We start from the raw sequence: 22,209 nt of genomic DNA, 5'->3' as shown, positions 1-22,209 counted from the left end.
TCCCGCCCGGCCCGCGACGTGCGACCGGAGGAACAGCCGGTCCGTCGGGGCTCCGGCCTGGCACACTGCCGTCGTGAGCAGACCCGGCCCCGGCGTCCCGCAGTCGCCGCAGTCCGTCCCGCAGCCCGCGGCGCCGTCCGCGACCGCTGGGTCCGTCGCTGGGACGCGCGCGCAGGGCTCGGCGCGACGCTGGCTGCTCGCGACGGGCGCGCTGGTGGTGGTCGCGGCGGGGCTCGGCTTCGCCGTGGGCCGCGACGCCCGGGTCGTGGAGGAGGACGTCAGCTGCCTGTCGGCGCAGGGCACTATCAGCTGCGAGCTCGAGGACGGGTGGACCGTCTCCGTGCCGCGCGACGTCGCCTGGACCGACCGGCGCGGTGACTTCCACCAGGGTGGTCGGCCGACCTGCCTCCCGCCCACCGGGATCGGCCTCGAGGGCCCCGTGCGCGTGTGGTGGGTCGCCGTCGACGAGCAGGGAGTGGGCAGGCAGGTCGTCATGGTCGCCTGCTGACCCCACCCGCCGAGCCCGTCGGCAGGGCCGCTCCCGGGCGGTGCTCACAGTCGAGGACGGCGGCGCGGCTACGGTGGGCCCATGATCGTGGCCTTCAGCATCACTCCCACCAGCGGTGACGACACCGGCGGCGTCTCGGAGGCCGTCGCGGCCGCCGTGCGGGTCGTGCGCGAGTCGGGCCTGCCGTGCGAGACCAACGCGATGTTCACCAACATCGAGGGGGAGTGGGACGAGGTGATGGCCGTGGTCAAGCGCGCCGTCGACGTCGTGGCCGCTGTCTCCCCGCGCGTCGGGCTCGTGCTCAAGGCCGACATCCGCCCCGGGTGGGAGGGTCAGCTCAGCGCGAAGGTCGAGCGCGTCGAGCGGATCCTCGAGGGCTGATGAGCAGCATCCCTCCGCCGGGCCCGCCCCCGGCCGGTCCGCCCCCCGGACCGCCGGGCCCGCCGCCGGCCGGCCCGCCCCCGCAGGTGCCGCCGGGCTGGTCGCCGTACCCGGTCGGCCCGGAGGGCCCCCCTCCGCCCGCGCCGCGACGCACGACCCGGCTCGCGCTGGCCCTGGTCGGCGCCGTCGCGGTGGTCGCCGCAGCCGTGGTCGTGCCGATCCTCGTGACCCGCTCGGAGGAGCCGGTCGAGCAGCAGGCGACGCTCGCGGCCATCGAGCAGTACGCCGACCTGCGCCGCGACCACGTCGAGGGGTCGGTGGACTACCCGCAGTCGCCGCCCGTCGGCGGCCCGCACGCCCAGGAGTGGCTCGACTGCGGCGCCTACGACACCCAGGTCCCGGCGGAGAACCTCGTGCACGATCTCGAGCACGGCACGGTGGTGCTCACCTACGAGCCCGGCCTGCCCGCCGACGACGTCGCCGCCCTCGCCGACGTGCTGCCCGCCAACGGGATCCTCTCGCCCTGGGAGGGCCAGGCCGCCCCGGTGGTCGTCACCGTGTGGGGCGTGCAGCTGGAGCTCGAGGGCGCCGACGACCCGCGCCTGGCGATGTTCCTGCAGGAGTTCGGCCATGGCGAGACCGCCCCGGAGTTCGGCGCTTCCTGCGAGGGCGGCATCGACCCGGCCGACGCCGCCGGGGCCGGCACCCCGGTCTGAGGCCGGCCTGTCCGTCGACGTCCCGTCGACCGGCCGGCACCGCGCCCGCGCCCCGGGTGTCGGCGCGCGCCGGGTGTCGGCCCGCGGCGCTACCCTCGCCGGCGTGACCCAGGACGCCCTCGCCCCGCTCGCCCTGCCCGCCGTCGACGACCGCGACGGGTGGCGCGCGCTGCTCGAGACGCGCAGCACCGGCGGGCTGGAGGCGGCCCGCGCGCTGGCCGACGGGCTGCGGGCCCTCGAGCCCGGCGACCCGGCCGCGCTCCAGCGGTGGAACGACCTCTTCGTCGAGCTCTCCAACGCCTTCGCCGTCTGCTCGCTGCTCGCGCAGGTGCACCCCCACGCCCCGCTGCGCGAGGCGGCCGAGGCCAGCGAGCAGGAGCTGCACCGCTTCCGCACCGCCCTGCTGCTCGACGCCTCCGTCTTCGAGCGTCTCGCCGCCGTGCCCACCGAGGGCCTCGACGACGGCGCACGGCGCGTGCTGGCCGACGCGCTGCGCGACTTCCGCCGCTCCGGCGTCGACCGCGACGAGACCACCCGAGCCCGCCTCACCGAGCTCTCCGAGCGGGCCAGCGACCTGGCCCAGACCTTCTCCCGCAACATCCGCGACGGTGCTGCTGTGACCCGGGTGCCCGCGGCGGCGCTGACCGGTCTGCCCGCCGACTACGTCGCGGCCCACCCGGCCGACGCCGAGGGCCGGGTCGCGATCACCACCGACTACCCCGACACCCACCCCTTCCTGGCCTTCTCCACCGACCGGGAGGCCCGCCACGCCGTCGCGCGCACCTTCTTCACCCTCGCCCCCGACAACGACGCGGTGCTGCGCGAGCTCTTCGACGTGCGCCACGAGCAGGCCACCACGCTCGGGTTCCCCGGCTGGCCCGACCTCGACGCCGAGGTCAAGATGATCGGCACGGGCGAGGCGATCGGGGAGTTCGTCGACCGGATCGCCGCCGACGCCCTCGCCGCCTCCGACCGCGACGTCGCCGTCCTCCTGGAGCGCGCGCGCCGCGACCACCCCGAGCTCGAGCAGGTCGACGTGGCCGACAGCCGCCACTACGGCGAGCTCGTGCGCCGCGAGCAGTACGACGTCGACGCCCAGGCCGTGCGGGAGTACTTCGACTTCACCCGCGTACGACGGGGCCTGCTCGAGGTCACCGGGCGGCTCTTCGGCCTCACCTACACCGCGGTGCCCGACGCCCCGACCTGGCACGAGGAGGTCAGCGTGCACGACGTGTCCCTCGACGGACAGCTGCTCGGGCGCATCTACCTCGACCTTCACCCGCGCCCGGGCAAGTACAACCACGCCGCGCAGTTCGACCTGGTCAGCGGCGTCGCCGGTCGCCAGCTGCCCGAGGGCGTGCTGGTGTGCAACGTCGGGCGGGGACGCATGGAGCACTCCGAGGTCGTGACGCTCTTCCACGAGTTCGGCCACCTCATGCACCACGTGCTCGCCGGTCGCCACCCGTGGGTGCGCTTCTCGGGCGTGGCCACCGAGTGGGACTTCGTCGAGGCGCCGAGCCAGATGCTCGAGGAGTGGGCCTGGGACGCCGACGTGCTCGCCACCTTCGCCACCGACGACGCCGGCACCCCGATCCCCGCTGCGCTGGTGGAGCGGATGCGCGCCGCGGAGGAGTTCGGGAAGGGCTACTACGCGCGCACCCAGATGTTCTACGCCGCCGTCTCCTACCAGTTCCACCGCGATCGGCCCGCCGACCTCGGCGCGCGCCTGCACGAGCTGTCGCAGCAGTACGCCGCCTTCGCCGCGCTGCCCGGCACCCACTTCCACACCGGCTTCGGCCACCTCGGCGGCTACACCTCGGCCTACTACACCTACATGTGGAGCCTGGTGATCGCCAAGGACCTCTTCTCGGCCTTCGACGTCGACGACCTCTTCGCCCCCGACGTCGCCACCCGCTACCGCGACACCGTCCTGGCCGCGGGCGGCAGCAAGGACGCCGCCGACCTGGTCGCCGACTTCCTCGGCCGCCCCTACGACGCCCGTGCCTTCCGCGCCTGGCTCGAGGGCTGAGGACCCGCCGCGGGGAGTCGACCGGCGGGGTGTGGGTCGGGGCAGCACCCGGCTGGCACGATCGGCGCCATGGACTCAGAGACCCGGACCTTCCACACCGGTGACCGCGAGCGCGTGCTCGACCTCACCGCCGAGGTGGCCGACTTCTGCGCCGGCCGCGGCAGTGGGCTCGTGCACGTCTTCGTGCCCCACGCCACCGCGGGCATCGCGATCCTCGAGACCGGCGCCGGCAGCGACGACGACCTGCTCGCCGCGCTCTCCGACCTGCTGCCGGCCGATGACCGGTGGCGCCACCGTCACGGCTCGCCGGGCCACGGCCGGTCCCACGTGATGCCTGCGATGGTGCCGCCGTACGCCACGGTGCCCGTGCTGGAGGGTCGGCTGGCCCTCGGCACGTGGCAGAGCATCTGCCTGGTCGACCTCAACGTCGACAACCCCGAGCGCCAGGTGCGGCTAAGCTTCCTGGGGGCGGCGTGAGCGCTGGCCCGGGCGGGCGCGACCTGGTCGTGCGCCCGGTGCACCCCCAGGACCGGGAGTCGATCACCCGGGTCGTGACCGCCGCCTTCGGCGAGGAGGGCGAGGTCGTCGCCCGCCTGGTGGAGCGGCTGGAGGCCTCGCGGGCGGTGGCGCTGGGCCTGGTCGCCGAGGTCGGCGGCGCCGTCGTCGGCCACGTGATGCTCACCCAGTGCTGGGTCGACACGCGTGAGCGGCTGCGCCAGGTGCTGGTGCTCAGCCCGCTGTCGGTCGCGCCCGACCACCAGAGTGCCGGCGTGGGCGGCGCGCTGCTCGCGGCCGCGCTCGACGCCGCCGAGGCCGACGGGTGGCCGGCGGTGTTCCTGGAGGGATCGCCGGCCTACTACTCCGCGCGGGGCTTCGCCCCGGCCGGCGACCACGGCTTCGAGCGACCCTCGCCCCGCATCCCGCCCGCCGCCTTCCAGGTCGCCCTGCTCTCGACCCACGACGGCACGCTGACCGGGCCGCTGGTCTACCGCGACGCCTTCTGGGAGCTCGACTGCGTGGGGCTGCGCGACCCGCTCCTGGCCGAGCTGGAGTCCGAGCCGGGCGGCCGGTCGGGGGACCAGTAGGCGGGAAGGGGCACCTGGCGCGGTGCGGGCCGGGGCTGAGTCAGGCCACGGCAGGGGTGCAGGCGCCTGGCGTCGTCTCAGCCCCACACGGTGTCTGGTGACACGACGGATCGAACGTGTGTTCGATCATCATGTAGTGTGGCGTCGTGAGCCTCCCCGTCGCCCCGCCCGGCTGGCCCGCCGAGGTGCGCGCCCCGGGGGCGCCCGAGTGGGAGGCCAGTGCCGAGGCCTGGCTGCTCGACCTGTGCCCGCCCGACCACCGCTCCTACCCCGTGCTGCGTCGCCACCTCGTGGTGCTGGCACGCTTCGCGGTGCTCCACGTCGAGGCGGGTCAGCTGGCGTGCCGCCGGGGTTTGAGCGAGGCCCGTGCCGAGTTGCGCGGGCTGGTCGAGCCGGAGGTCGTCGACGCCGTCGTCGACACCTGGCTGCGGGAGGACGCCCGCCTGGCCGGGGCGCGGCGCGCCGTGGGCCTGGTGGAGGAGGCCGTGCGGGGACGCCGCTTCCGTCCGCGGCTCTGACGTTCCCACGCTCCGCGGTCGGCCGGCCGCGGACTGGAGGCCCGGCAACGGGCCTCGCCTGCGGTGCCGGTCGCGGGGCGTCATGCGGAGGGTGGATGCGCGTCCACGCGGCGCATGACGTCCGGGGCGGGCCTCGCTCCCGCATCGCCCACACCGCGGTGCAGACGACCCAACGTCCGCACGTCCAGGGGTTGAACGAACGTTCGATCAACCCCCGGCACTGCCCCAACGTGGGCCACTCCGCGGTGCGAACACCCCGGGGCCGCACGTCTCGGGGTCGGACGCGAACGCTCGACCAACCCGCGGCACTCCTCCAGCGTCGGCCACACCGTGGCGCGGACGACCCCAGGCCCGCACGTCCCGGGCCTGCAGTGCCGGGTGCGGGCCGAGGCGGTCAAGCGTGCTGGGGTCGACGCGGGTCGCGCGGCTCATGCGGAGGGTGGACGCGCATCCACGCAGCGCATGACGTCCGGGTGCGGCGCACGACGTCCGCAGCGGCGACTCGGCCGACCCACCACGAGCGCGCCGGGGCTGGGCCGGGTCCGCGCGGCCGAAAGTCGACCGGGCCGTGCGACAATCGCCTGGTCATGTCCCACAGCACCGCCCTCCCGTCGACCCCGGCCGCCGAGCCGCGGGTCGACCCGGTCGTGCTCTGGCTCCGCGCGGCCCTGCTGGCCACGGTGACCCTCTTCCTGGGAGCCGCCGGCCACGTCACCGCCGACGGCCTGCTGCCCGGCCCGGTGGTGATGACCCTGCTCACGGCCGTGACCCTCGTGCTGAGTGCGGCGCTCCTCGCCCGGCCGGCCTCGACGCTGCGCCTGGTCATCCTGCTGGTCGGCGGTCAGGCCGCCGTCCACGTGGTGCTCAGCGCCACCGCGGGTCACGTCGGCGACGCCCCGACCACGGCCACGCCGGCCGGGGGAGCGGCGCACGCCGCCTCCGCGTCGCTGCCGCAGGTCGACGGGCGACGGGTCGGCTCGCTGCTCGACGCCTACACCGGCCCCGCCGGCGACCTCGCCTCCGGACCCTCGCTGACCCTCGGCCACCTGGTCGAGGACCTGGCCGCCCACGCCCCGATGATGGCCGCCCACCTGCTGGCGGCCGCCCTCGTGGGCCTGTGGCTCGCCGTCGGGGAGCACGCGCTGTGGGCCCTCGTGGCCCTCGCCGGTGCGGTGCTCGCCGCGCCGTGGCGCCTGCTCGCGGCCTGGGCCCGCGGGCGGTCGCTGCCGGCCCCCGCGCGCGGCCGCCTCGTGCCGACCTCCCACCACCCCGCGCCGTTCGTGGCGCACCTGGCGCGCAGCGTCGTACGCCGGGGACCGCCGGCCCTCCTCGCCTGACCGCACCCCGGTCCGACCGCACGAGGCGGTCGGCCCTCGTCAGCATCGTCCGACGCGACGGCCCCGCCGTCGCGCGTCCCTGCGTCCGCACCCACCGCTGCCGCGCCACGCCCCGGCCCGGGCCCGCCACCACGGGCCCGCCGGGGCTCGGCCCGCGCGGTCGCCCTGCGGCGCCGTCTCGAGGAGAGACCGTGACCGACTCCATCGCCCGTCCCGGCGCACCCACGCGCGCCACCCCGACCCGCCCGCCCACCGACCCGCCCACCGACCAGGCGGCCCCCACCGCCACCCCGGCTCGCCGACCGCGACCTCCGCGCGACGAACGCGCCCGCAAGAAGGGCGGGTCGGGCCTCTTCCGCGCGATGTGGCGCTGGCACTTCTTCGCCAGCTTCCTCGTGGTGCCCGTGCTGCTCGTGCTGTCGGTGACGGGGCTGATCTACCTCTTCCGCTTCCAGATCGAGCCGCTCATGCACGGCGACCTCATGCACATCGACACCCCCGCGGCCACCGAGGTCCGCCAGTCCTACGCCGCCCAGCAGACCGCGCTCGAGCGGGTCTACCCCGACGTCACCGTGGTCTCGATGCGCGAGCCGCTCGAGGCCGACGACGCCACGGCCTTCTCCGTGGTCGAGGCCGACGGCAGTCCGCGCGACGTCTACGTCGACCCCTACGGCCCCGACGTGCTCGGCTCCCTCGACCCCGACACGACGCTGTCGGGCACGGCGGTGAGGATCCACGCCGACCTGATGGCCGGGCGCTTCGGCGACCACCTCATGGAGCTCGGCGCCTGCTGGGCGATCGTGATGGCGCTGACCGGCTACTACCTCTTCGTCCGCGGCGCCAAGGCCCGTCGCCGCGCCCGGGCCAAGGACCGCCCCGGCGCCCGGCTGCGCTCGCGGCACGGGTGGCTCGGCGCCGGCGTCGGGGTCGGGCTGCTCTTCCTGCTCGTCTCGGGCCTGCCCTGGACCGGGGTGTGGGGCGAGACGGTGCAGAAGCTCGCCACCGACCGTGGCAGCTCGCTGTGGAGCACCGACCCGGGCGCCCTGTCCGACCCCACCTCCAGCCTCGACGAGTCGCTGCCGCACAGCCACGTGCAGGACGTGCCGTGGGGCATGGGCGCCTCCGAGGTGCCCCGCTCGACCGGCGACCCCGAGGGCAGCGTGGCCAACATCGACACCGCCGTCGAGGTGGCCGAGGCCGAGGGCCTGCGCCACCCCTTCACCGTCGCGGTGCCCGACACCAGCACCGACGAGGCGGGGGTCTACTCCGTCATCGGCTACGCCTTCGACGCACCCTCCGACGAGCGCACCGTGCACGTCGACCGCTTCGGCGGCGCGGTGGTCTCCACCTACGGCTTCGACGACTACCCCACCCTGGCGAAGGTGGTCTCGCAGGGCATCGGGCTGCACGAGGGACGCAGCCTCGGGCTGTGGTCGTTCTGGGGTGCGGCGCTGATGTGCGTGGGCATCATCGCGGCCTGCGTCACCGGTCCGCTCATGTGGTGGCGCCGTCGCCCGCGGGGTGCGGCACGCATCGGCGCCCCGCGTGGACGCATGCCGCTGCGCGGCAGCCCCGTGCTGCTCGTCGGCCTGGTCGCCCTCGGGATCGTCCTGCCGCTCTTCGGTCTGTCGCTGCTGGTGGTGCTGGCCCTCGACCAACTCGTGCTGCGACGGGTGCCGGCGCTGGCGGGGTGGTTCGACACCGTGTGACCCGCCCGGCGGGGCCTCGTGCGGGTCGTGGGGTCGCCTCCACCTCTCGCACGACGTCACCGCCCGGCCGCCGCGTGCGATCGGCGGCCACACCGAGCGCCGTACGGCGGCAGCGCACCCCGAGCCGGGGCGAACCTCAAGAGGGTCGCCCCGGCTTGCGCGTTCCTTGAGGCAACGTCGTGGATCTGCCGCGTCGTGGCTTGAGGCTGGAGCGCCAGAGTTCTGGTCATCAAGCAACAGCGACCGGCGCAGGGCTGGTCCACCCGACTCGAAGGACTCCCGATGCGCACTGCACACCGCAAGGCCACCACCCGCAAGGTCTCCAAGGGCGCCACCCGCCTGGCCGCCTCGGTCGCCCTCGTCGCCGGTGCGGCGTCGGTCGCCGGTCTCGGCACGTTCGGTTCCTTCACCTCCACCACCAGCGCCACCGAGGCCACCACCACCGGCACCGTCGTGCTGACCGCCAGCAACCCGGCGCGCGGCTTCGACGTCGCCATCCCCAAACTGGTGCCGACCGACACCGTGCAGCGGGCGCTGACGCTGACCCGCGGCTCGGCCGACGAGACCTTCGGCTCGGTCGCGCTGACCACGACCAGCTCCACCGCCAACGTCCTCACCGGCGACGCCACCAAGGGTCTGCAGATGCGGATCGACCAGTGCTCGCAGGCCTGGACCCAGGTCGGCTCCACCAACGCCCTGACCTGCGGCGGCACGGAGACCCCCGTCCTGGCCAGCGGTCGCGTCCTCCAGGCCAACACGATGCTGCCGGTGGTCACCACGGCCCTCAACGCCGCGGCGAAGACCTCCTTCCTCCGTGTCACCCTCACGCTGCCCGAGGCCGCCGACAACACCTTCCAGAACCTCACCAGCACCATCAACTACTCCTTCCTCGCCACGCAGCGCGCCGGCGACTTCCAGTGACCCCCTCCCGCGCGGCCGCGGACGCCGCTGCCGGCCGCGCGGGAGGCTCGGCCCCGGGTCGCAGGGCGACCTGACCCTCCTCTCCCGTGCGGCCAGGGGTGCCCTCGTGGCCGCACGGGTCTCCACCGCCCAGCCCGCCCCGCCAGCCCGACCCAGACCAGACCAGACCAGACCGGATCAGCGACCAGGAGGACACGATGAGCAGCTCGACCGCCACCACCGCGGCGACCGAGTCCTCCGCCAAGCACCGCGGCGACGGGTCGAGCAGGGTCGTCGTCCGGCCCACGGCCGGCGGGGCGCTTCACGTGCTGGGCAACGTCGTGACCAGCCTGGTGCTGGTGGCCTGCCTGGCCGCCTTCCTGCTGCTGGCCGTGGGCCCGCACGTCTTCGGCTACCGCACGGCCACGATGCTCACCGGGAGCATGGAGCCGGGGATCAGCCCGGGTGACGTCGTGGTGACGGTGCCGCGCCCGGCCGCCGACGTCGAGGTCGGCGACGTGATCAGCTACCACATCCCGATCGAGGACCACCGCGTCGAGACCCACCGGATCACCAAGGTGGTCCGGGGCGACGACGGCAGCGTCGCGGTGCAGACCCAGGGCGACGCCAACGAGGGCGTCGACCCCTGGACCGCCACGCTCGAGGGCGACACCGTGTGGCAGATGACCGCGGTCGTGCCTCACGTCGGCAAGGCCATCCAGTGGCTGCGCGCGCCCGTCGTGCAGCACGGCGTGCTGTGGGGCGCGCTGGGCCTGCTGGTCGTGCTCGGCCTGGTGCGCATCTGGGCCCGCGACGAGGACGGCGAGCCCGGCGCCGGGACGCCCGAGACCGCCGACGGCACCGACGAGGTCCTCCGGGAGCCCGCCGGGTCTGAGCGGTGAGCGCCGAGGACCTCTGCGGCGGCGTGGCCGTGCTCGACGAGTCGGTCCTGGGGGAGCTCGCGCTCGACCTCTGCCCCGCCTCGGCCCTGACCTTCGCCCGGACCTACCGCCGCATGCTCCCCGGGCGCGTGACCCGGGTGACCAGCGTGCTCGCCCCGCCCGCGGCGGCGGCCACCGAGCCCGCCGACGTCGACGTGCTCGACGCGGTGCTCAGCCTCGGCACCTCGGCCGCAGCCGTCGGCGCCTGCTGCCTGGCGGAGGTCGCGCAGGGCCTCGCGCGCGACGTACGCCGGGGCGACCGCGAGGCCGCCCGCTGCCGCCTGGCCCGGTTGCGCGCCGTCACCGGGTGCACCGAGCGCGCGCTCGACGGCTACCTCGCACGCAGCTGACCCGCACGACCCACCGACCACCGGCCGCCCGCGGGCCGGGGGAGACAGCCCTCTGAGGCGCCTGGGGGGAGGCGCCTCAGAGGGCCTCCATGCGGTAGCCCACGCCTCGCACGGTGTGGATGAGCCGGCCGGCGCCGAGCTTGCGGCGCAGGTTGCCCATGTGCACCTCCACCAGGTGCGTGTCGGTGGCCCACTCGGTGCCCCACACCGAGCGCAGCAGCGACTCGCGGCTCCACACCCGCGCCGGGCTGCGCATCAGCTCGGTGAGCAGGTCGAACTCCGTGCGCGTCAGCGTCAGCTCCCTGTCGTCGCGGAAGGCGCGCCTCCCGTCGACGTCGACGCGGAGCGGGCCGTGGTCGAGCACCTCGTGCGACGGGGGCGCCGCGGGGGCCGCGGGTGCCGGCGACGTCGCGGCGGGGTCACCGGTCGCCGGTGCCCGGCCCTCGCCCACCGGGAGGCGGCGGGGGCGTCGGAAGAGCACGTTGACCCGGGCTTTGAGCTCGCGCACCGAGAAGGGCTTGGCCAGGAAGTCGTCGGCGCCGGTCTCGAGGCCGAGGAGCTTGTCGATCTCCTCGTCGCGGGCGGTGATCATGATGACGTAGGCGTCGGTGAGCTCGCGCATGCGACGACAGGTCTCGATCCCGTCGATGCCGGGCAGCCCGAGGTCGAGGGTCACCAGGTCGGGGTCGAGGGTGCGGATGGTCTCCACCCCGGCCAGGCCGTTGTCGACGGTGGTGACCGCGAAGCCCTGCGACTGCAGGGAGAGCTCGATGAGCGCGCGGATGTCCTCGTCGTCCTCCACCACGAGGGCGCGCCGCTCCTCGGTGGTGGTGCCGCTGCCGTTGGTCATGCTCCCCGTGACTGACATCGGGACGATCCTCTCAGACCTTGAGGATTCCTTGAGGCAAGTCGGCGGATCGGTTGAGACCCTCCGGACAGACTCGTCCTGTCGCCCACCCGTGGGCGAGGACCCGACCGACGACCCGACCCCGAGCCAACCGACCGCGCCAACTGACCGCGCCAACCGACCGCGCCACCCGACCGCGCCGCCCCGCCGAGAGGACGCCATGAGCCACAGCCTGCGTCGCCGTGTGCTGGTGCTGGTCGCGCTCACGGCGTTCCTGGTGTGCCTGCCGCAGCTGGCCTCGGCCCGCTTCTCCGGCCAGCAGCAGGCCTCGCTGAGCGTCGGCACAGCGGGCATGGCCATGCCGACGGGCGTCACCGGCACCTGGACGTGCACCCGCTTCAGCATCCTGACGATCGGCTACGAGGCGATCGACGTCGACGTCGACTCCTTCACCGACGCCGGGCCGAGCGGGGCCACCTACGCCTACCGGCTCTCCCGCGCCGGGGTCACCCGCGACGCGGTCGACTCCACGTCCCGCTCGGCCGCCCTGCGCTACGAGACCGGGCTCATCGCCGGTGCGCAGACCTACCGCCTCACCATCACCTCGACCCTCAAGGGCTGGACCGGTGAGCCCTACGTCCGCGACCTCACCTGCCCGGGCAGCAGCAGGGCCAGCGGCACGCTCTGAGCCCGCCGGACACGGGACCTGGCTCAGGACGCGGTCGAGGACCCCTCGGGTGAGCGGGTCGGCCCCGGTCTAGTCCGCCGGCACGGAAAAGTCGACACGTTCGCGTGATCGCGTGTTTTACCGATGCCGGCGCGTCACACTGGGGGAGCCAGGTCGCGACTGATGCCCCCCAGAAGCCGCGGCCTGGCACACACGTCCTCGTCGAGCCCCGCTCCGAGACGCGTCCTCGCCCCGCTCGGTCCGCCGTCCTCCCGGCCCCTCCACCCGGCCCCTCCTCCCGGCCCAGCCACCGAGCACGTGACGCGCATCGCGTGGCCCCGGCGGCCCACGTGACCCGGGCGAAACACCCCCGACACGCGCGACCCCTACGGTCCGGCTACCGCCCCGCCGTCCGAGGAGACACCGATGAGCGCCAATCCCGTCCGCCTGCAGGCCATGAGGGCCGTCGAGGCCACCGTCGCTCCGCCGATCAGCTTCGACCCCGGCGAGGAGCCCGGCGCCATCTTCGGGCAGAACGTCTTCAGTCTCACCGTGATGCAGAAGCGGCTGCCCAAGAGCGTCTACAAGTCGGTCGTCTCCACCATCGAGCGGTCGACCCCGCTCGACCCCGACGTCGCCGACGCGGTGGCCTCGGCCATGAAGGACTGGGCGATGGAGAAGGGCGCCACGCACTACGCCCACGTCTTCTACCCCCTCACCGGCCTGACCGCGGAGAAGCACGACAGCTTCCTCGACCCGGTCGGCGACGGCACGGCCTTCGCGTCCTTCTCCGGCAAGACCCTGGTGCAGGGTGAGCCCGACGCCTCGAGCTTCCCCAACGGCGGGCTGCGCAACACCTTCGAGGCGCGCGGCTACACCGGGTGGGACGTCATGAGCCCGGCCTACGTGCTGGAGAACCCGAACGGCAACACGCTGTGCATCCCCACCGTCTTCATCTCGATGACCGGCGAGGCGCTCGACCACAAGACCCCCGTGCTGCGCTCGCAGCAGGCGATGTCGGTCCACGCCAAGCGGGTGCTCACGCTCTTCGGCCACGACGACCCCGACAACGTCGTGGCCTACTGCGGCCCCGAGCAGGAGTACTTCCTGGTCGACAGCCACTTCTTCATGGCCCGCCCCGACCTGCTCAACGCCGGGCGCACCCTCTTCGGCGCCAGGCCGCCCAAGGGCCAGGAGTTCGACGACCACTACTTCGGCGCGATCCCCGAGCGCGTGCTCGGCTTCATGATGGACACCGAGCGCGAGCTCTTCAAGCTCGGCATCCCGGCCAAGACCCGCCACAACGAGGTCGCGCCGGGCCAGTTCGAGGTGGCGCCGATGTTCGAGCGGGCCAACGAGGCCTCCGACCACCAGCAGCTGCTCATGACCACCTTCAAGTCGGTCGCGCGCAAGCACGGCATGGAGTGCCTCTTCCACGAGAAGCCCTTCGACGGCGTCAACGGCTCGGGCAAGCACGTCAACTTCTCGCTGGGCAACGCCGAGCTCGGCAGCCTCCTCGTGCCGGGGGAGACCCCGCACGACAACGCGCAGTTCCTCGTCTTCTGCGCCGCGGTCATCCGCGGCGTCCACCAGTACGGCGGGCTGCTGCGGGCCTCGGTCGCCTCGGCCTCCAACGACCACCGCCTCGGCGCCAACGAGGCCCCGCCGGCGATCATCTCGGTCTTCCTCGGCGACCAGCTCGCCGACGTCTTCGACCAGATCGCCAAGGGCGGTGCCACCCGCTCCAAGGAGCGCGGCACGCTGACGATCGGCGTCGACACGCTGCCCAACCTCACCAAGGACCCGGGCGACCGCAACCGCACCAGCCCCTTCGCCTTCACCGGCAACCGCTTCGAGTTCCGCGCACCGGGGTCCAACCAGACGGTGGCGGGCCCGATGGTGGTGCTCAACACGATCATGGCCGAGGCCCTCGACCACTGCGCGAGCTTCCTCGAGGACGCCGTCGCGGCCGGCACCGACTTCAACGAGGCCGTGCAGGCGCTGCTGACCCAGGTCATCAGCGACCACGGTGCGGTGATCTTCAACGGCAACGGCTACTCCGAGGAGTGGCCGGTCGAGGCCGAGCAGCGGGGGCTGAAGAACCTGCGCACCACCGTCGACGCCCTGCCCGAGCTGATCGCCCCCGAGGCGCTCGCGCTGTTCTCGGCCTACGGCGTCTTCAACGAGCGCGAGATGCACAGCCGCTACGAGATCGGCCTGGAGCAGTACGTGCTCAGCGTCGGCGTCGAGGCCAACCTCACCCTGGAGATGGGCACGACGATCGTCCTGCCCGCGGCGCTGCGCTACCAGACCGAGCTGGCCGGCAACGTCGCGGCGCTCAAGGCGGCCGGCGTCGAGGCCGACACCTCCACGCTGCTGTCGGTCTCCGAGCCGCTGGCCGCGCTGCGCACCGGTCTGGCCGACCTCGGCGCCGCGCTCGCCCACGAGCACCCCGCCGACGCCCTGGCGGCGGCGACCGCGGTGCGCGACGGGGTGCTGCCCGCGATGGCGGCCGTGCGGGCCGCCGCCGACACCCTCGAGGGCCTCGTGGCCGACGACCTGTGGTCGCTGCCGACCTACCAGGAGATGCTCTACGTCCTGTGACCCGCACCGTGTTCTGCGCTGTGACCCGCGCGGGGCCCCGCGTCGTGGCCTGCGGCGCGACCCGCGCGGTCGTCGCGGGGCGGTGACGCCCCGAGGAGGCCCGGGAGGGTCTCCTCGAGGACGTCGCGCAGCGCGGTCACGGGGGCCGGTGGCCCGGCGCTCGACCACACCAGCTGCACGACGCGCTCCGCGCGCCGCGCCCCGGCGTCGAGGGCGACCTCGACCGTGCCGGGGTAGTCGACACCGGCCGGCACGACGGTGAAGCCCAGGCCCGCCGCGACCAGCCCGCCGGCGGTCGCGAGGTCCTCGCACTCGTACGCCGGGCGCCGCGGTGCGCCCGCCTCGCGCATCATCGCGTCGGTGATGGTGCGCAGCCCGTAGCCGGACGCCATCGCCACGAAGGGCTCCTCGGCGAGGTCGGCGAGCGTCACCGGCCCCGCGCGGCCGTCCTCGGCCCCCCGCGCGCCACGCCCCGAGGCCCCGTGGTCGCCCGGACCCGCCAGGTGGTGACCGCGGGGGAGCAGCACGCGCAGCGGCTGCGTGCCGAGCACCAGCGAGGCCAGTCCCGCCCCGGTCGAGGGCTCGAGCACGGCCACGAGCGCGAGGTCGAGACGGCCGCCGGCCACGTCGGCGACGAGGTGCTCGGCGCCGCCCTCGGCCAGCTGCAGGGTCACCCGCGGGTGACGGTCGTGGAAGACCCGCAGCGCCCGCGGCACCAGGTCGGCGCCGAGGGCGTGCTGGAAGCCGAGCCGCACCCGGCCGGCCTCGGGGTCGACCTCGGCCCGGATGGCGCGCAGGGCCTCCTCGACCTCCGCCACGGCCCGCTCGGCGGCGTCGGCCAGCAGTCGCCCGTGACGGCTGAGTGCGATCCCGCGTCCCCGGCGCAGCAGGAGGGGGGCGCCGACCTCGGCCGACAGTCGCGCCAGGGAGCGGCTCAGGGTCGGCTGCGGCACGCCCAGCTCGGCGGCGGCATCGGTGACGTGACCCGTGCGCGCCACGGCGAGCAACTCCTCGGGTGGTCGCAGGAAGCCGGCGGAGTCATGCTGCACGTGCATGAGTCTAGGTCGACCGGTGCATTGGAGTCATCAGCGGCGGCGGGAGAGACTGGAGCACGTGAGACGCCCGAGCGACCTGGACCCCACGGCCACCCGCGCCGGCGTGCCCGTCGCGCCTGCGCCGGCGGGTCCCGCGGGGCACCTCCCGGGCTCGCGCGACTTTCGCCGCCTCAACCTCGCGATGGGCGCGGCGGGGCTGGCCGCCTTCGGCATGCTCTACGCCACCCAACCGCTGCTGCCGGAGATCGGCGCCGACTTCGGCGTCGACGCCACCCGGGCCAGCCTCACCATCTCGGTGACCACCGGCCTGCTGGCGCTGCTGGTCATCCCCGCCACCCGCATCGGCGCCCAGCGCGGACGCGTCGCCACGATGCGGCTCGGCCTGCTCGTCGCCGCGGTGCTGACGCTGCTGAGCGCGGTGGCGCCGACGTACCCGCTGCTCCTCGTGGCGCGCGGCCTCACCGGCGCGGCCCTGGCGCTGGTGGTGGGCGTGGCGATGGGCCACGTCGCGGCCGAGGTCCACCCGCGCGGCCTGGCGACGGCGATGGGGCTCTACGTCGCCGGCAACTCCCTCGGCGGCGTCGGTGGGCGCGTGGTGACCTCCGCGGTCGTCGACCTCGCCGGCAGCTGGCGCTGGGCCGTGGTGGCGCTGGGCGTCTGCGCCCTGCTCGCGACCCTGGCCTTCCTGCGCCTCGTGCCGGGGCCCGCGGCGGGCGTGGCCAGCACCATCGGGGTGCCGCCGCCCCCGGGGCGGGTGGTCGATCTGCTGCGCGACCCGGCGGTGCTGGCGGTGCTCGCCCTGCCGTTCCTGCTCATGGGCGGCTTCGTGGCCACCTACAACTACCTCACCTACCGGCTCACCGGTCCGGGCTTCGAGCTGCCCGCGGCCGTCGTCGGGCTGGTCTTCCTGGCCTACCTCGCCGGCACCGCGGCGTCCGCGGTCGCGGGTCGCGCCGCCGACCGGGTCGGGCGGGCGGTCGTGCTGGTGGTGTCGGTGGCCGTGATGGGCGCAGGTCTGCTGCTCACGCTGCCCGACGTGCTGTGGCTGGTGGTGGTCGGCCTGGTCGTGCTGACCTCCGGCTTCTTCGGCGCCCACTCGGTGGCCAGCGGCTGGGCCCCGGTGGTCGGCTCGGCCCAGCCGGCGCGCACCAGCGCGCTCTACGTCGCCTCCTACTACGTCGGCTCGTCGGTCTTCGGCGCCCTGGTCGGGCTCGGCTGGCGCGCCGGTGGCTGGTCGCTGACGGTGGCCAGCGTCGGCGCCCTCGTGGTCCTTGCCGGCGTCGCGACCGCCGTGCTCCTGGCCCGCACCGGCCGCTCCTCTCGGCGCTCGGCCGCCTGAGAGGGCCGCGGCCCCGCGCCCTGTCACGTTCGGTCCCGCCCGCCGTCGCGGACCGGTCCGACCCCGCACGGACCGGGCGGGGCCGGGAGGCACCCCGAGGGGTGGTTCGTCCCCGCGGGGTCGGCCGCACCATGGAGGCAGATGAGGCGGGAGGTGCACCGTGCAGCCCATCCCCGAGTCCGTGGCCGCGGTCGACAACCTCGACGCCGCCTCGGTGGACGACGACGTCCTGCGCTGGCTCTGCCTGCTGGGCGAGCGGGCCCGCGAGGTCGTGCCCGACTGCATCGGGCTCACGTGGGAGCACGCCGACCTCGGTCTCGTGCTGACGGTCGAGGCCTCGGCCGCCGAGCGTGCGGCGAGCCCCTGCCTCGAGACCGCGACGTCCGCGGTGGCCCAGCCCGCGGCGTCCGACGATCCTTGCCAGGAGTCGTCGTGGAGCACGTCGGGTCGCGCCTCGGCCGCCCGCGGTGTCGGGAGCACGCTGACGATGCCCATCCTGAGGGCCGGCGACGTCGTCGGCACGATCGACCTCTACGCCGCCTCGCCCGGCGCCTTCGTCGGCCGGCACGACGAGTTGGCGCGCCTCTTCGACGCGTGGGCGCCGGGCGCCGTGTCCGACGCCGACCTCGGCTTCGCCCGACGCGTCGAGGCCTGCGAGGCTCCGCGTCGCGCCGAGGACCGCGCCGCCATCGACACGGCCACGGGCGTGTGGGCCGCCCTGCTCCACCTCGATGTCGTGTCGGCGCGCGAGCGGCTGCGCGAGACCGCCCTCGGGCTCGGGCTCACCGAGGCGGAGCTGGCGCGGGCCGTCATCGGCCGCGCTTCACCCTGACCCCGCACGCGGATCACCTCCCCACGGGTGGGACGGCTCGCCCCCGGGGTGCGGCGTGAGTAGGGTCGGGCTCGTGTCGACCGATTCCCCCATCCGCCTCGCGATCGTCAACGACTACGAGCTGGTCGTGAAGGGCCTCGCGGGTGCCTTGGCGCCCTTCGCCGACCGGGTCGAGGTCGTGGAGCTGGCCGTCAACGTGCCGGTCGAGAGCGACGTCGACGTGGTGCTCTTCGACAGCTTCGCCCAGACCCAGGGCGCCTGCACCGAGCTGCGCGACCTGGTCCACGAGGTGGGCTCCGCCGGTGCCCGCCTGGCCGTCTACAGCTGGAACGTCGACGAGGCCCTGGTGCAGGACAGCCTCAAGGCCGGCGCGTCGGGCTACCTCGCCAAGTCGATGTCGTCGGCCGACCTCGTGGAGTCGATCGAGCGCGTGCACGCGGGCGCCCGGGTCGTGCCGCCGATGGGCAGCGGTGGCGACGACGAGGGCACCGAGGACGACGCCACCGGCGACGCCGTCAGCTGGCCCGGCCGCGACCTGGGCCTCTCGGGCCGCGAGAGCGAGATGCTCGCGCTGATCGTGCAGGGCCTGACCAACCAGGAGATCGCCGAGCGCACCTACCTCAGCATCAACTCGGTCAAGACCTACATCCGCACCGCCTACCGCAAGCTCGAGGTCACCAGCCGCTCCCAGGCCGTGGCCTACGGCATGTCCCACGGCTTCGAGCCCGACCGCTCGCGGATGCTCCAGCGCGACTGAGCACCGCCCGGCAAGGTCGTCGCGGTGGTGGACCCCGACGTGACGAGACCCCGCCGGCGACTGCCGGCGGGGTCCCGCTGCTGGGTGCCGTCGTGACGACGGCTCAGCGGAAGAGCACGTCGGTGCAGCCCGTGCACTCGTAGGAGCGCACGGTCAGGCCGTCCTCGAACTCCACGCCGCGCAGGTCCCACAGGTGCTGGTGGGTGCGGGGCAGATCGAGACGGACCCCCTCGGCCCGCAGCGGCTCGGGAGCCGGCAGCGGGGCCGCGGTGGCCAGGTGGAGCACGGGCGGGTTGGTGGGGCCCTCCAGCGAGTGGGCGGCGCTCACGCGGCTGCTCAGCGCGGGGGGAGGGTGTCGCGACGCTCGGTCACGTGCACGCTGCGCGTGCGCTGCTGGTTGACGATGAGCGACACGACGATCGCGAGCACGCCGGCGGCGAGCAGGATCCACCCGAGGGTGGTGTCCTCCACGTTGGCGAGGTCGAGGGTGATGACGTCGAGGACGAAGACGAGTCCGACGACGATGAGGACGATGCCCAGGCCGATGACCATGAGATGACTCCTTCTGAGACTCCGTGGAGCGGAGGTGGTGCGCGTGGGGTGGGGCTGACGGCGGAAGCCGTCCGATCCACGATGTCGGAGTGCCCGGGTCCTCACAAGAGCCCCTCAGGGTGAACTCAGGTGCGTGCGGCCGGGGTCGAATACCATCCTCGAGGGTGCCGATGCGCCCGTCGGGCCCAGTGTCCCGACCCGACGTGGCAGGAGGGTGCCCCGTGTCGCAGCGTGCCGAGGTCGTCGACCCGCAGGGGTCGGTCCCGCCCGACCACCTCCACGACCCGGACCACGGTCCGGACCACGACCCGGACCACGACGGCGGCGCCGCGGCCGGTGGCGGCGGCGGTGCGGCGTACGCCGACCGCGCGCTGGGCTGGCTGCTGCTGCTCGGCGGACTGGTCGGGGGGCTGGCGGCGTTCACCCTCGCGGTGGAGAAGATCAAGCTGCTCACCGATCCCTCCTACGTGCCCAGCTGCAGCATCAACCCCGTGCTGAGCTGCGGCTCGGTGATGGCGACCGACCAGGCCTCGCTGCTGGGCTTCCCCAACCCGCTGATCGGCATCGCGGCCTTCCCCGTGCTCGTCGTGACGGGGGCGCTGGTGCTGGCCCGGGTGCGGCTGCCGCGCTGGTGGTGGCTGGGGCTGCAGGCCGGGGCCACCGTGGGCCTGGTCTTCGTGGCCTGGCTGATCGACCAGAGCCTCTACAGCATCGGCGCGCTGTGCCCCTACTGCATGGTCGTGTGGAGCGTGGTCGTGCCGGTCTTCTGGTACGTCACGCTGCGCAACCTCAGCAGCGGCGTGCTGGGGGAGCGGGCCCGCGACTCCTCGCTCACCGCGCTGCTGCGCGACGCCCACGCGCTGGTGCTGCTCCTCGCGCTCGTCGTCGTGGTGGGTCTCATCGGCGTGCGCTTCTGGGACTACTGGTCCACGCTGCTCTGAGCCTCGCCCCGGGTCTGCTCGCGCGCCACGTCAGCGGGTCGTCCCGGGGGAGCCGCACCCATCAGCACCACCAGCACCCGCCCCAGCAGGTCGTCGGCGACCGAGCCGGGGTCGGCGTGCCGCTCGATGGCCAGCCCGTTGGAGAGCGCCATGAGCACCGTGGCCAGCTCCTCGGCCGGCAGCGGGGCGGCGACCCCGGCGGCGTCGACGTGCTCGGCGATGGCGGCGGTGACCGCCCCGTGCAGGTCACGACGGCGCTCGCGGAAGGCCTGCGAGCCCTCGCCGCGCACCGCGCGCTGCCACAGCTCGAGGAAGAGCAGGTGCCAGTCGCGCTGCTCCTCGGCGGCGGCGCTGAGCCGGTCGCCCAGGTCGCGGGCCTGCTGCTCCAGGGGCACCGCCACGTCGCTGACGGCGGCCAGGCCCAGGTCGAGGTAGGCCGAGATCCGGTCCTCGGCCAGGGCGTCGACCAGACCGTCCTTGCTGCCGAAGTTGGAGTAGACGGCGCCCTTGGTGAAGCCCGCCGCGCGGGCCACGTCGTCGAGGCTGGTGGCGTCGATGCCGCCGCGGGCGAAGAGCTCGGCCGCGGCGTCGAGCAGGGCACGACGGACCGCGTCGCGCGGGGGTCGACGACGCACGGCGGGATCGGGAACGCCGTCGACGGCGCCCGCGGTGGTGGGGCGGTGCTCGGGGGAGGTTGACATCGGTGGCTACGATACTCACCAGTACTCGATACCGATCGGTATCCCAGGTCGTGGCCGGTGTCGGCGAGGAGAGGTGGGCCCATGAGCATCCAGGACCAGGTCGGCGGCCGGGCGGCCTCGGCGGTGCGGTGGGGCTTCGGCCACGCGCTGCCGGCCACGGCGATCCGCAGCGCGGCCAAGCAGGGCGACCTGCACGGGCGCCTGATCGAGGCGACCCGCGACGGGGAGACCGTGCCGCTGGAGCTCTTCGAGGCGATCCGGGCCGACGGCCCGCTGCACCGCTCGAAGTTCGCCTTCGTCACCGCCTCCCAGCCGGTGGTCAAGGAGGTGCTCACCAGCGCCGACGTGCGGGCCGGGGTGGAGTTCTCACCCGGCGGCGTGCTCGGTCGCATCGGCCACTGGGCCGCCCGGCAGGCGCCGATCGGTCCGCTGACCCCGCCCTCGCTGCTGGTGACCGAGCCGCCCGACCACACCCGCTACCGCAAGCTGGTCACGCGGGTCTTCTCGGTCAAGGCCGTGCAGGGTCTGCGCGAGCGCACCGAGCAGATCGCCGCCGGGCTGCTCGACGACCTCGAGGCGCAGGCGCGCCGCGAGCCGGGCGCCGCGGTGGACCTCGTCGAGACCTACTGCGCCCAGCTCCCGGTCACCGTCATCGCCGAGATCCTCGGGGTGCCCGCCGCCGACCGCGGCCGGGTGCTCGACTTCGGCACGGGCGCGGCGCCCAGCCTCGACCTGGGGCTGACCTGGGGCGGCTTCCGGCGCGTGGAGTCGTCGCTGACCGACTTCGAGGCGTGGCTCAGCGACCACATCGACCAGGTGCGCCGCAGCCCCGGTGACGACCTGTTGAGCCAGCTCGTCACCGCCCGCTCCGACGACGGCGTGGCCCTCACCGACGCCGAGCTCAAGGCCACCGCCGGTCTCGTGCTCGCCGCGGGCTTCGAGACCACGGTCAACCTCCTCGGCAACGGCGTCGCCCTGCTGCTCCAGCACCCCGACCAGCTCGCCCGGCTGCGCTCCGAGCCCGGGCTGTGGCCCAACGCCGTCGACGAGGTCCTGCGCTACGACCCGCCCGTGCTGCTCACGGGGCGGATGACGCTGCGCGACACGGCGTTCTCCGGGGTCCCGGTGCCGCGCGGCGCCGCGGTCACCACGCTGCTCGCGGCCGCCAACCGCGACCCCGACGTCTTCGCCGACCCCGACACCTTCGACGTGGCCCGTGAGAACGCCGCCGACCACGTGTCGTTCTCCTCCGGGCGCCACTACTGCCTGGGCGCCGCCCTGGCGCGGATGGAGGGCGAGGTCGGCCTGCGCGCGGTCGTCGAGCGCTTCCCCGACCTCGCGCTCGCCCCCGGCGCCCGGCGCCGCACCACCCGCATCCTGCGCGGCTTCGACCGGCTCCCGGTCACGCTGGGCTGACGCGGCCCGCCGTGCGCCCGGGGG

General features: G+C 74.5%; 24 protein-coding genes. 19 read left to right on the top strand and 5 right to left on the bottom strand.

Annotation, left to right across the window (positions count from 1 at the left end; genetic code table 11):
* The first annotated feature begins 73 nt into the window (after window positions 1–73).
* From M3673_RS01415 to M3673_RS01360, 12 genes are all read left to right on the top strand, one after another.
* The gene (locus M3673_RS01415; protein WP_251531025.1) at window positions 74–508 is read left to right on the top strand and encodes a hypothetical protein; all 435 of its coding nucleotides are present in this window, start codon (window positions 74–76) and stop codon (window positions 506–508) included.
* An 81-nt stretch (window positions 509–589) separates the two neighbouring features.
* A complete protein-coding gene (locus M3673_RS01410; protein WP_056904452.1) occupies window positions 590–889 on the top strand; it encodes a thiamine-binding protein in 300 nt (99 codons plus the stop codon).
* On the top strand, window positions 889–1,605 hold the full coding sequence (locus M3673_RS01405; RefSeq protein ID WP_251531024.1) for a DUF3105 domain-containing protein: 717 nt from the start codon (window positions 889–891) through the stop codon (window positions 1,603–1,605). The genes M3673_RS01410 and M3673_RS01405 overlap by 1 nt, the downstream gene beginning before the upstream one ends.
* A 103-nt stretch (window positions 1,606–1,708) precedes the next feature.
* Window positions 1,709–3,634 (top strand): M3 family metallopeptidase, encoded by a 1,926-nt coding sequence (locus M3673_RS01400; protein WP_251531023.1) that lies wholly within the window; start codon window positions 1,709–1,711, stop codon window positions 3,632–3,634.
* A gap of 69 nt (window positions 3,635–3,703) precedes the next feature.
* Window positions 3,704–4,111, top strand: a complete 408-nt coding sequence (locus tag M3673_RS01395) for a secondary thiamine-phosphate synthase enzyme YjbQ (RefSeq protein WP_251531022.1) — start codon at window positions 3,704–3,706, stop codon at window positions 4,109–4,111.
* Window positions 4,108–4,719, top strand: a complete 612-nt coding sequence (locus tag M3673_RS01390) for a GNAT family N-acetyltransferase (protein ID WP_251531017.1) — start codon at window positions 4,108–4,110, stop codon at window positions 4,717–4,719. Before M3673_RS01395 ends, M3673_RS01390 begins: the two co-directional genes overlap by 4 nt.
* A gap of 146 nt (window positions 4,720–4,865) precedes the next feature.
* Window positions 4,866–5,237 carry a hypothetical protein gene (locus M3673_RS01385; RefSeq protein ID WP_056904448.1) on the top strand — a complete coding sequence of 124 codons (372 nt, stop codon included), beginning with the start codon at window positions 4,866–4,868 and terminating at the stop codon, window positions 5,235–5,237.
* Window positions 5,238–5,824: 587 nt separating this feature from the next.
* Window positions 5,825–6,574, top strand: coding sequence for a hypothetical protein (locus tag M3673_RS01380; protein ID WP_251531015.1), 750 nt, complete (start codon window positions 5,825–5,827; stop codon window positions 6,572–6,574).
* Window positions 6,575–6,765: 191 nt separating this feature from the next.
* Complete coding sequence (locus M3673_RS01375) at window positions 6,766–8,283, top strand: PepSY domain-containing protein (RefSeq protein WP_251531012.1); 1,518 nt, start codon at window positions 6,766–6,768, stop codon at window positions 8,281–8,283.
* A gap of 282 nt (window positions 8,284–8,565) precedes the next feature.
* The gene (locus M3673_RS01370) at window positions 8,566–9,204 is read left to right on the top strand and encodes a TasA family protein (RefSeq protein WP_193664485.1); all 639 of its coding nucleotides are present in this window, start codon (window positions 8,566–8,568) and stop codon (window positions 9,202–9,204) included.
* Window positions 9,205–9,401: 197 nt separating this feature from the next.
* Window positions 9,402–10,085: a signal peptidase I gene (locus M3673_RS01365; protein ID WP_227489146.1), complete on the top strand. Its 684-nt coding sequence runs from the start codon at window positions 9,402–9,404 to the stop codon at window positions 10,083–10,085.
* Complete coding sequence (locus M3673_RS01360; RefSeq protein ID WP_251531010.1) at window positions 10,082–10,474, top strand: hypothetical protein; 393 nt, start codon at window positions 10,082–10,084, stop codon at window positions 10,472–10,474. Before M3673_RS01365 ends, M3673_RS01360 begins: the two co-directional genes overlap by 4 nt.
* Before the next feature lie 76 nt (window positions 10,475–10,550).
* Here the strand turns inward: M3673_RS01360 and M3673_RS01355 are convergent, their stop codons facing one another.
* Window positions 10,551–11,342 (bottom strand): response regulator transcription factor, encoded by a 792-nt coding sequence (locus M3673_RS01355; RefSeq protein ID WP_251531009.1) that lies wholly within the window; start codon window positions 11,340–11,342, stop codon window positions 10,551–10,553.
* A gap of 199 nt (window positions 11,343–11,541) precedes the next feature.
* On the opposite strand from M3673_RS01355, the gene M3673_RS01350 reads away from it, so the two are divergent.
* Both M3673_RS01350 and M3673_RS01345 read left to right on the top strand, forming a co-directional pair.
* Window positions 11,542–12,009 (top strand): hypothetical protein, encoded by a 468-nt coding sequence (locus tag M3673_RS01350; protein ID WP_228943154.1) that lies wholly within the window; start codon window positions 11,542–11,544, stop codon window positions 12,007–12,009.
* A 405-nt stretch (window positions 12,010–12,414) separates the two neighbouring features.
* Window positions 12,415–14,592, top strand: a complete 2,178-nt coding sequence (locus tag M3673_RS01345; RefSeq protein ID WP_251531008.1) for a glutamine synthetase III — start codon at window positions 12,415–12,417, stop codon at window positions 14,590–14,592.
* Here the strand turns inward: M3673_RS01345 and M3673_RS01340 are convergent.
* Window positions 14,580–15,641, bottom strand: coding sequence for a LysR substrate-binding domain-containing protein (locus M3673_RS01340; protein WP_251531007.1), 1,062 nt, complete (start codon window positions 15,639–15,641; stop codon window positions 14,580–14,582). The genes M3673_RS01345 and M3673_RS01340 overlap by 13 nt on opposite strands.
* Window positions 15,642–15,705: 64 nt before the next feature.
* On the opposite strand from M3673_RS01340, the gene M3673_RS01335 reads away from it, so the two are divergent.
* The 3 genes from M3673_RS01335 to M3673_RS01325 all read left to right on the top strand — a co-directional run bounded on the left by M3673_RS01335 (window position 15,706) and on the right by M3673_RS01325 (window position 18,575).
* Window positions 15,706–16,986, top strand: coding sequence for an MFS transporter (locus M3673_RS01335; protein ID WP_251531006.1), 1,281 nt, complete (start codon window positions 15,706–15,708; stop codon window positions 16,984–16,986).
* A gap of 160 nt (window positions 16,987–17,146) precedes the next feature.
* Window positions 17,147–17,818, top strand: a complete 672-nt coding sequence (locus tag M3673_RS01330) for an ANTAR domain-containing protein (protein ID WP_193664475.1) — start codon at window positions 17,147–17,149, stop codon at window positions 17,816–17,818.
* Window positions 17,819–17,891: 73 nt separating this feature from the next.
* Window positions 17,892–18,575 carry a response regulator transcription factor gene (locus tag M3673_RS01325; protein ID WP_251531005.1) on the top strand — a complete coding sequence of 228 codons (684 nt, stop codon included), beginning with the start codon at window positions 17,892–17,894 and terminating at the stop codon, window positions 18,573–18,575.
* Between the two features lie 103 nt (window positions 18,576–18,678).
* On the opposite strand, the gene M3673_RS01320 is transcribed toward M3673_RS01325, so the two are convergent.
* Together M3673_RS01320 and M3673_RS01315 are read right to left on the bottom strand one after the other, a co-directional pair.
* The gene (locus M3673_RS01320; protein ID WP_251531004.1) at window positions 18,679–18,903 is read right to left on the bottom strand and encodes a hypothetical protein; all 225 of its coding nucleotides are present in this window, start codon (window positions 18,901–18,903) and stop codon (window positions 18,679–18,681) included.
* 8 nt (window positions 18,904–18,911) lie between these two features.
* Entirely contained in the window at window positions 18,912–19,127 is a 216-nt protein-coding gene (locus M3673_RS01315) for a DUF6458 family protein (protein WP_193664469.1), read from the bottom strand.
* Between the two features lie 221 nt (window positions 19,128–19,348).
* On the opposite strand from M3673_RS01315, the gene M3673_RS01310 reads away from it, so the two are divergent.
* Window positions 19,349–20,068: a vitamin K epoxide reductase family protein gene (locus M3673_RS01310; RefSeq protein WP_251531003.1), complete on the top strand. Its 720-nt coding sequence runs from the start codon at window positions 19,349–19,351 to the stop codon at window positions 20,066–20,068.
* Here the strand turns inward: M3673_RS01310 and M3673_RS01305 are convergent.
* Window positions 20,047–20,769, bottom strand: a complete 723-nt coding sequence (locus M3673_RS01305; protein ID WP_251531001.1) for a TetR/AcrR family transcriptional regulator — start codon at window positions 20,767–20,769, stop codon at window positions 20,047–20,049. The genes M3673_RS01310 and M3673_RS01305 overlap by 22 nt on opposite strands.
* Window positions 20,770–20,850: 81 nt before the next feature.
* Between M3673_RS01305 and M3673_RS01300 the strand changes: the two genes are divergently transcribed.
* On the top strand, window positions 20,851–22,185 hold the full coding sequence (locus M3673_RS01300) for a cytochrome P450 (protein WP_251531000.1): 1,335 nt from the start codon (window positions 20,851–20,853) through the stop codon (window positions 22,183–22,185).
* Window positions 22,186–22,209 lie beyond the last annotated feature (24 nt).

The sequence above is a fragment of the Nocardioides sp. P86 genome (assembly GCF_023712465.1).
Classification (GTDB): Bacteria; Actinomycetota; Actinomycetes; order Propionibacteriales; family Nocardioidaceae; genus Nocardioides; species Nocardioides kribbensis.
The sequence above is the reverse complement of the archived record's forward strand: the minus strand, read 5'-3'. Positions and strand labels throughout refer to the sequence as shown.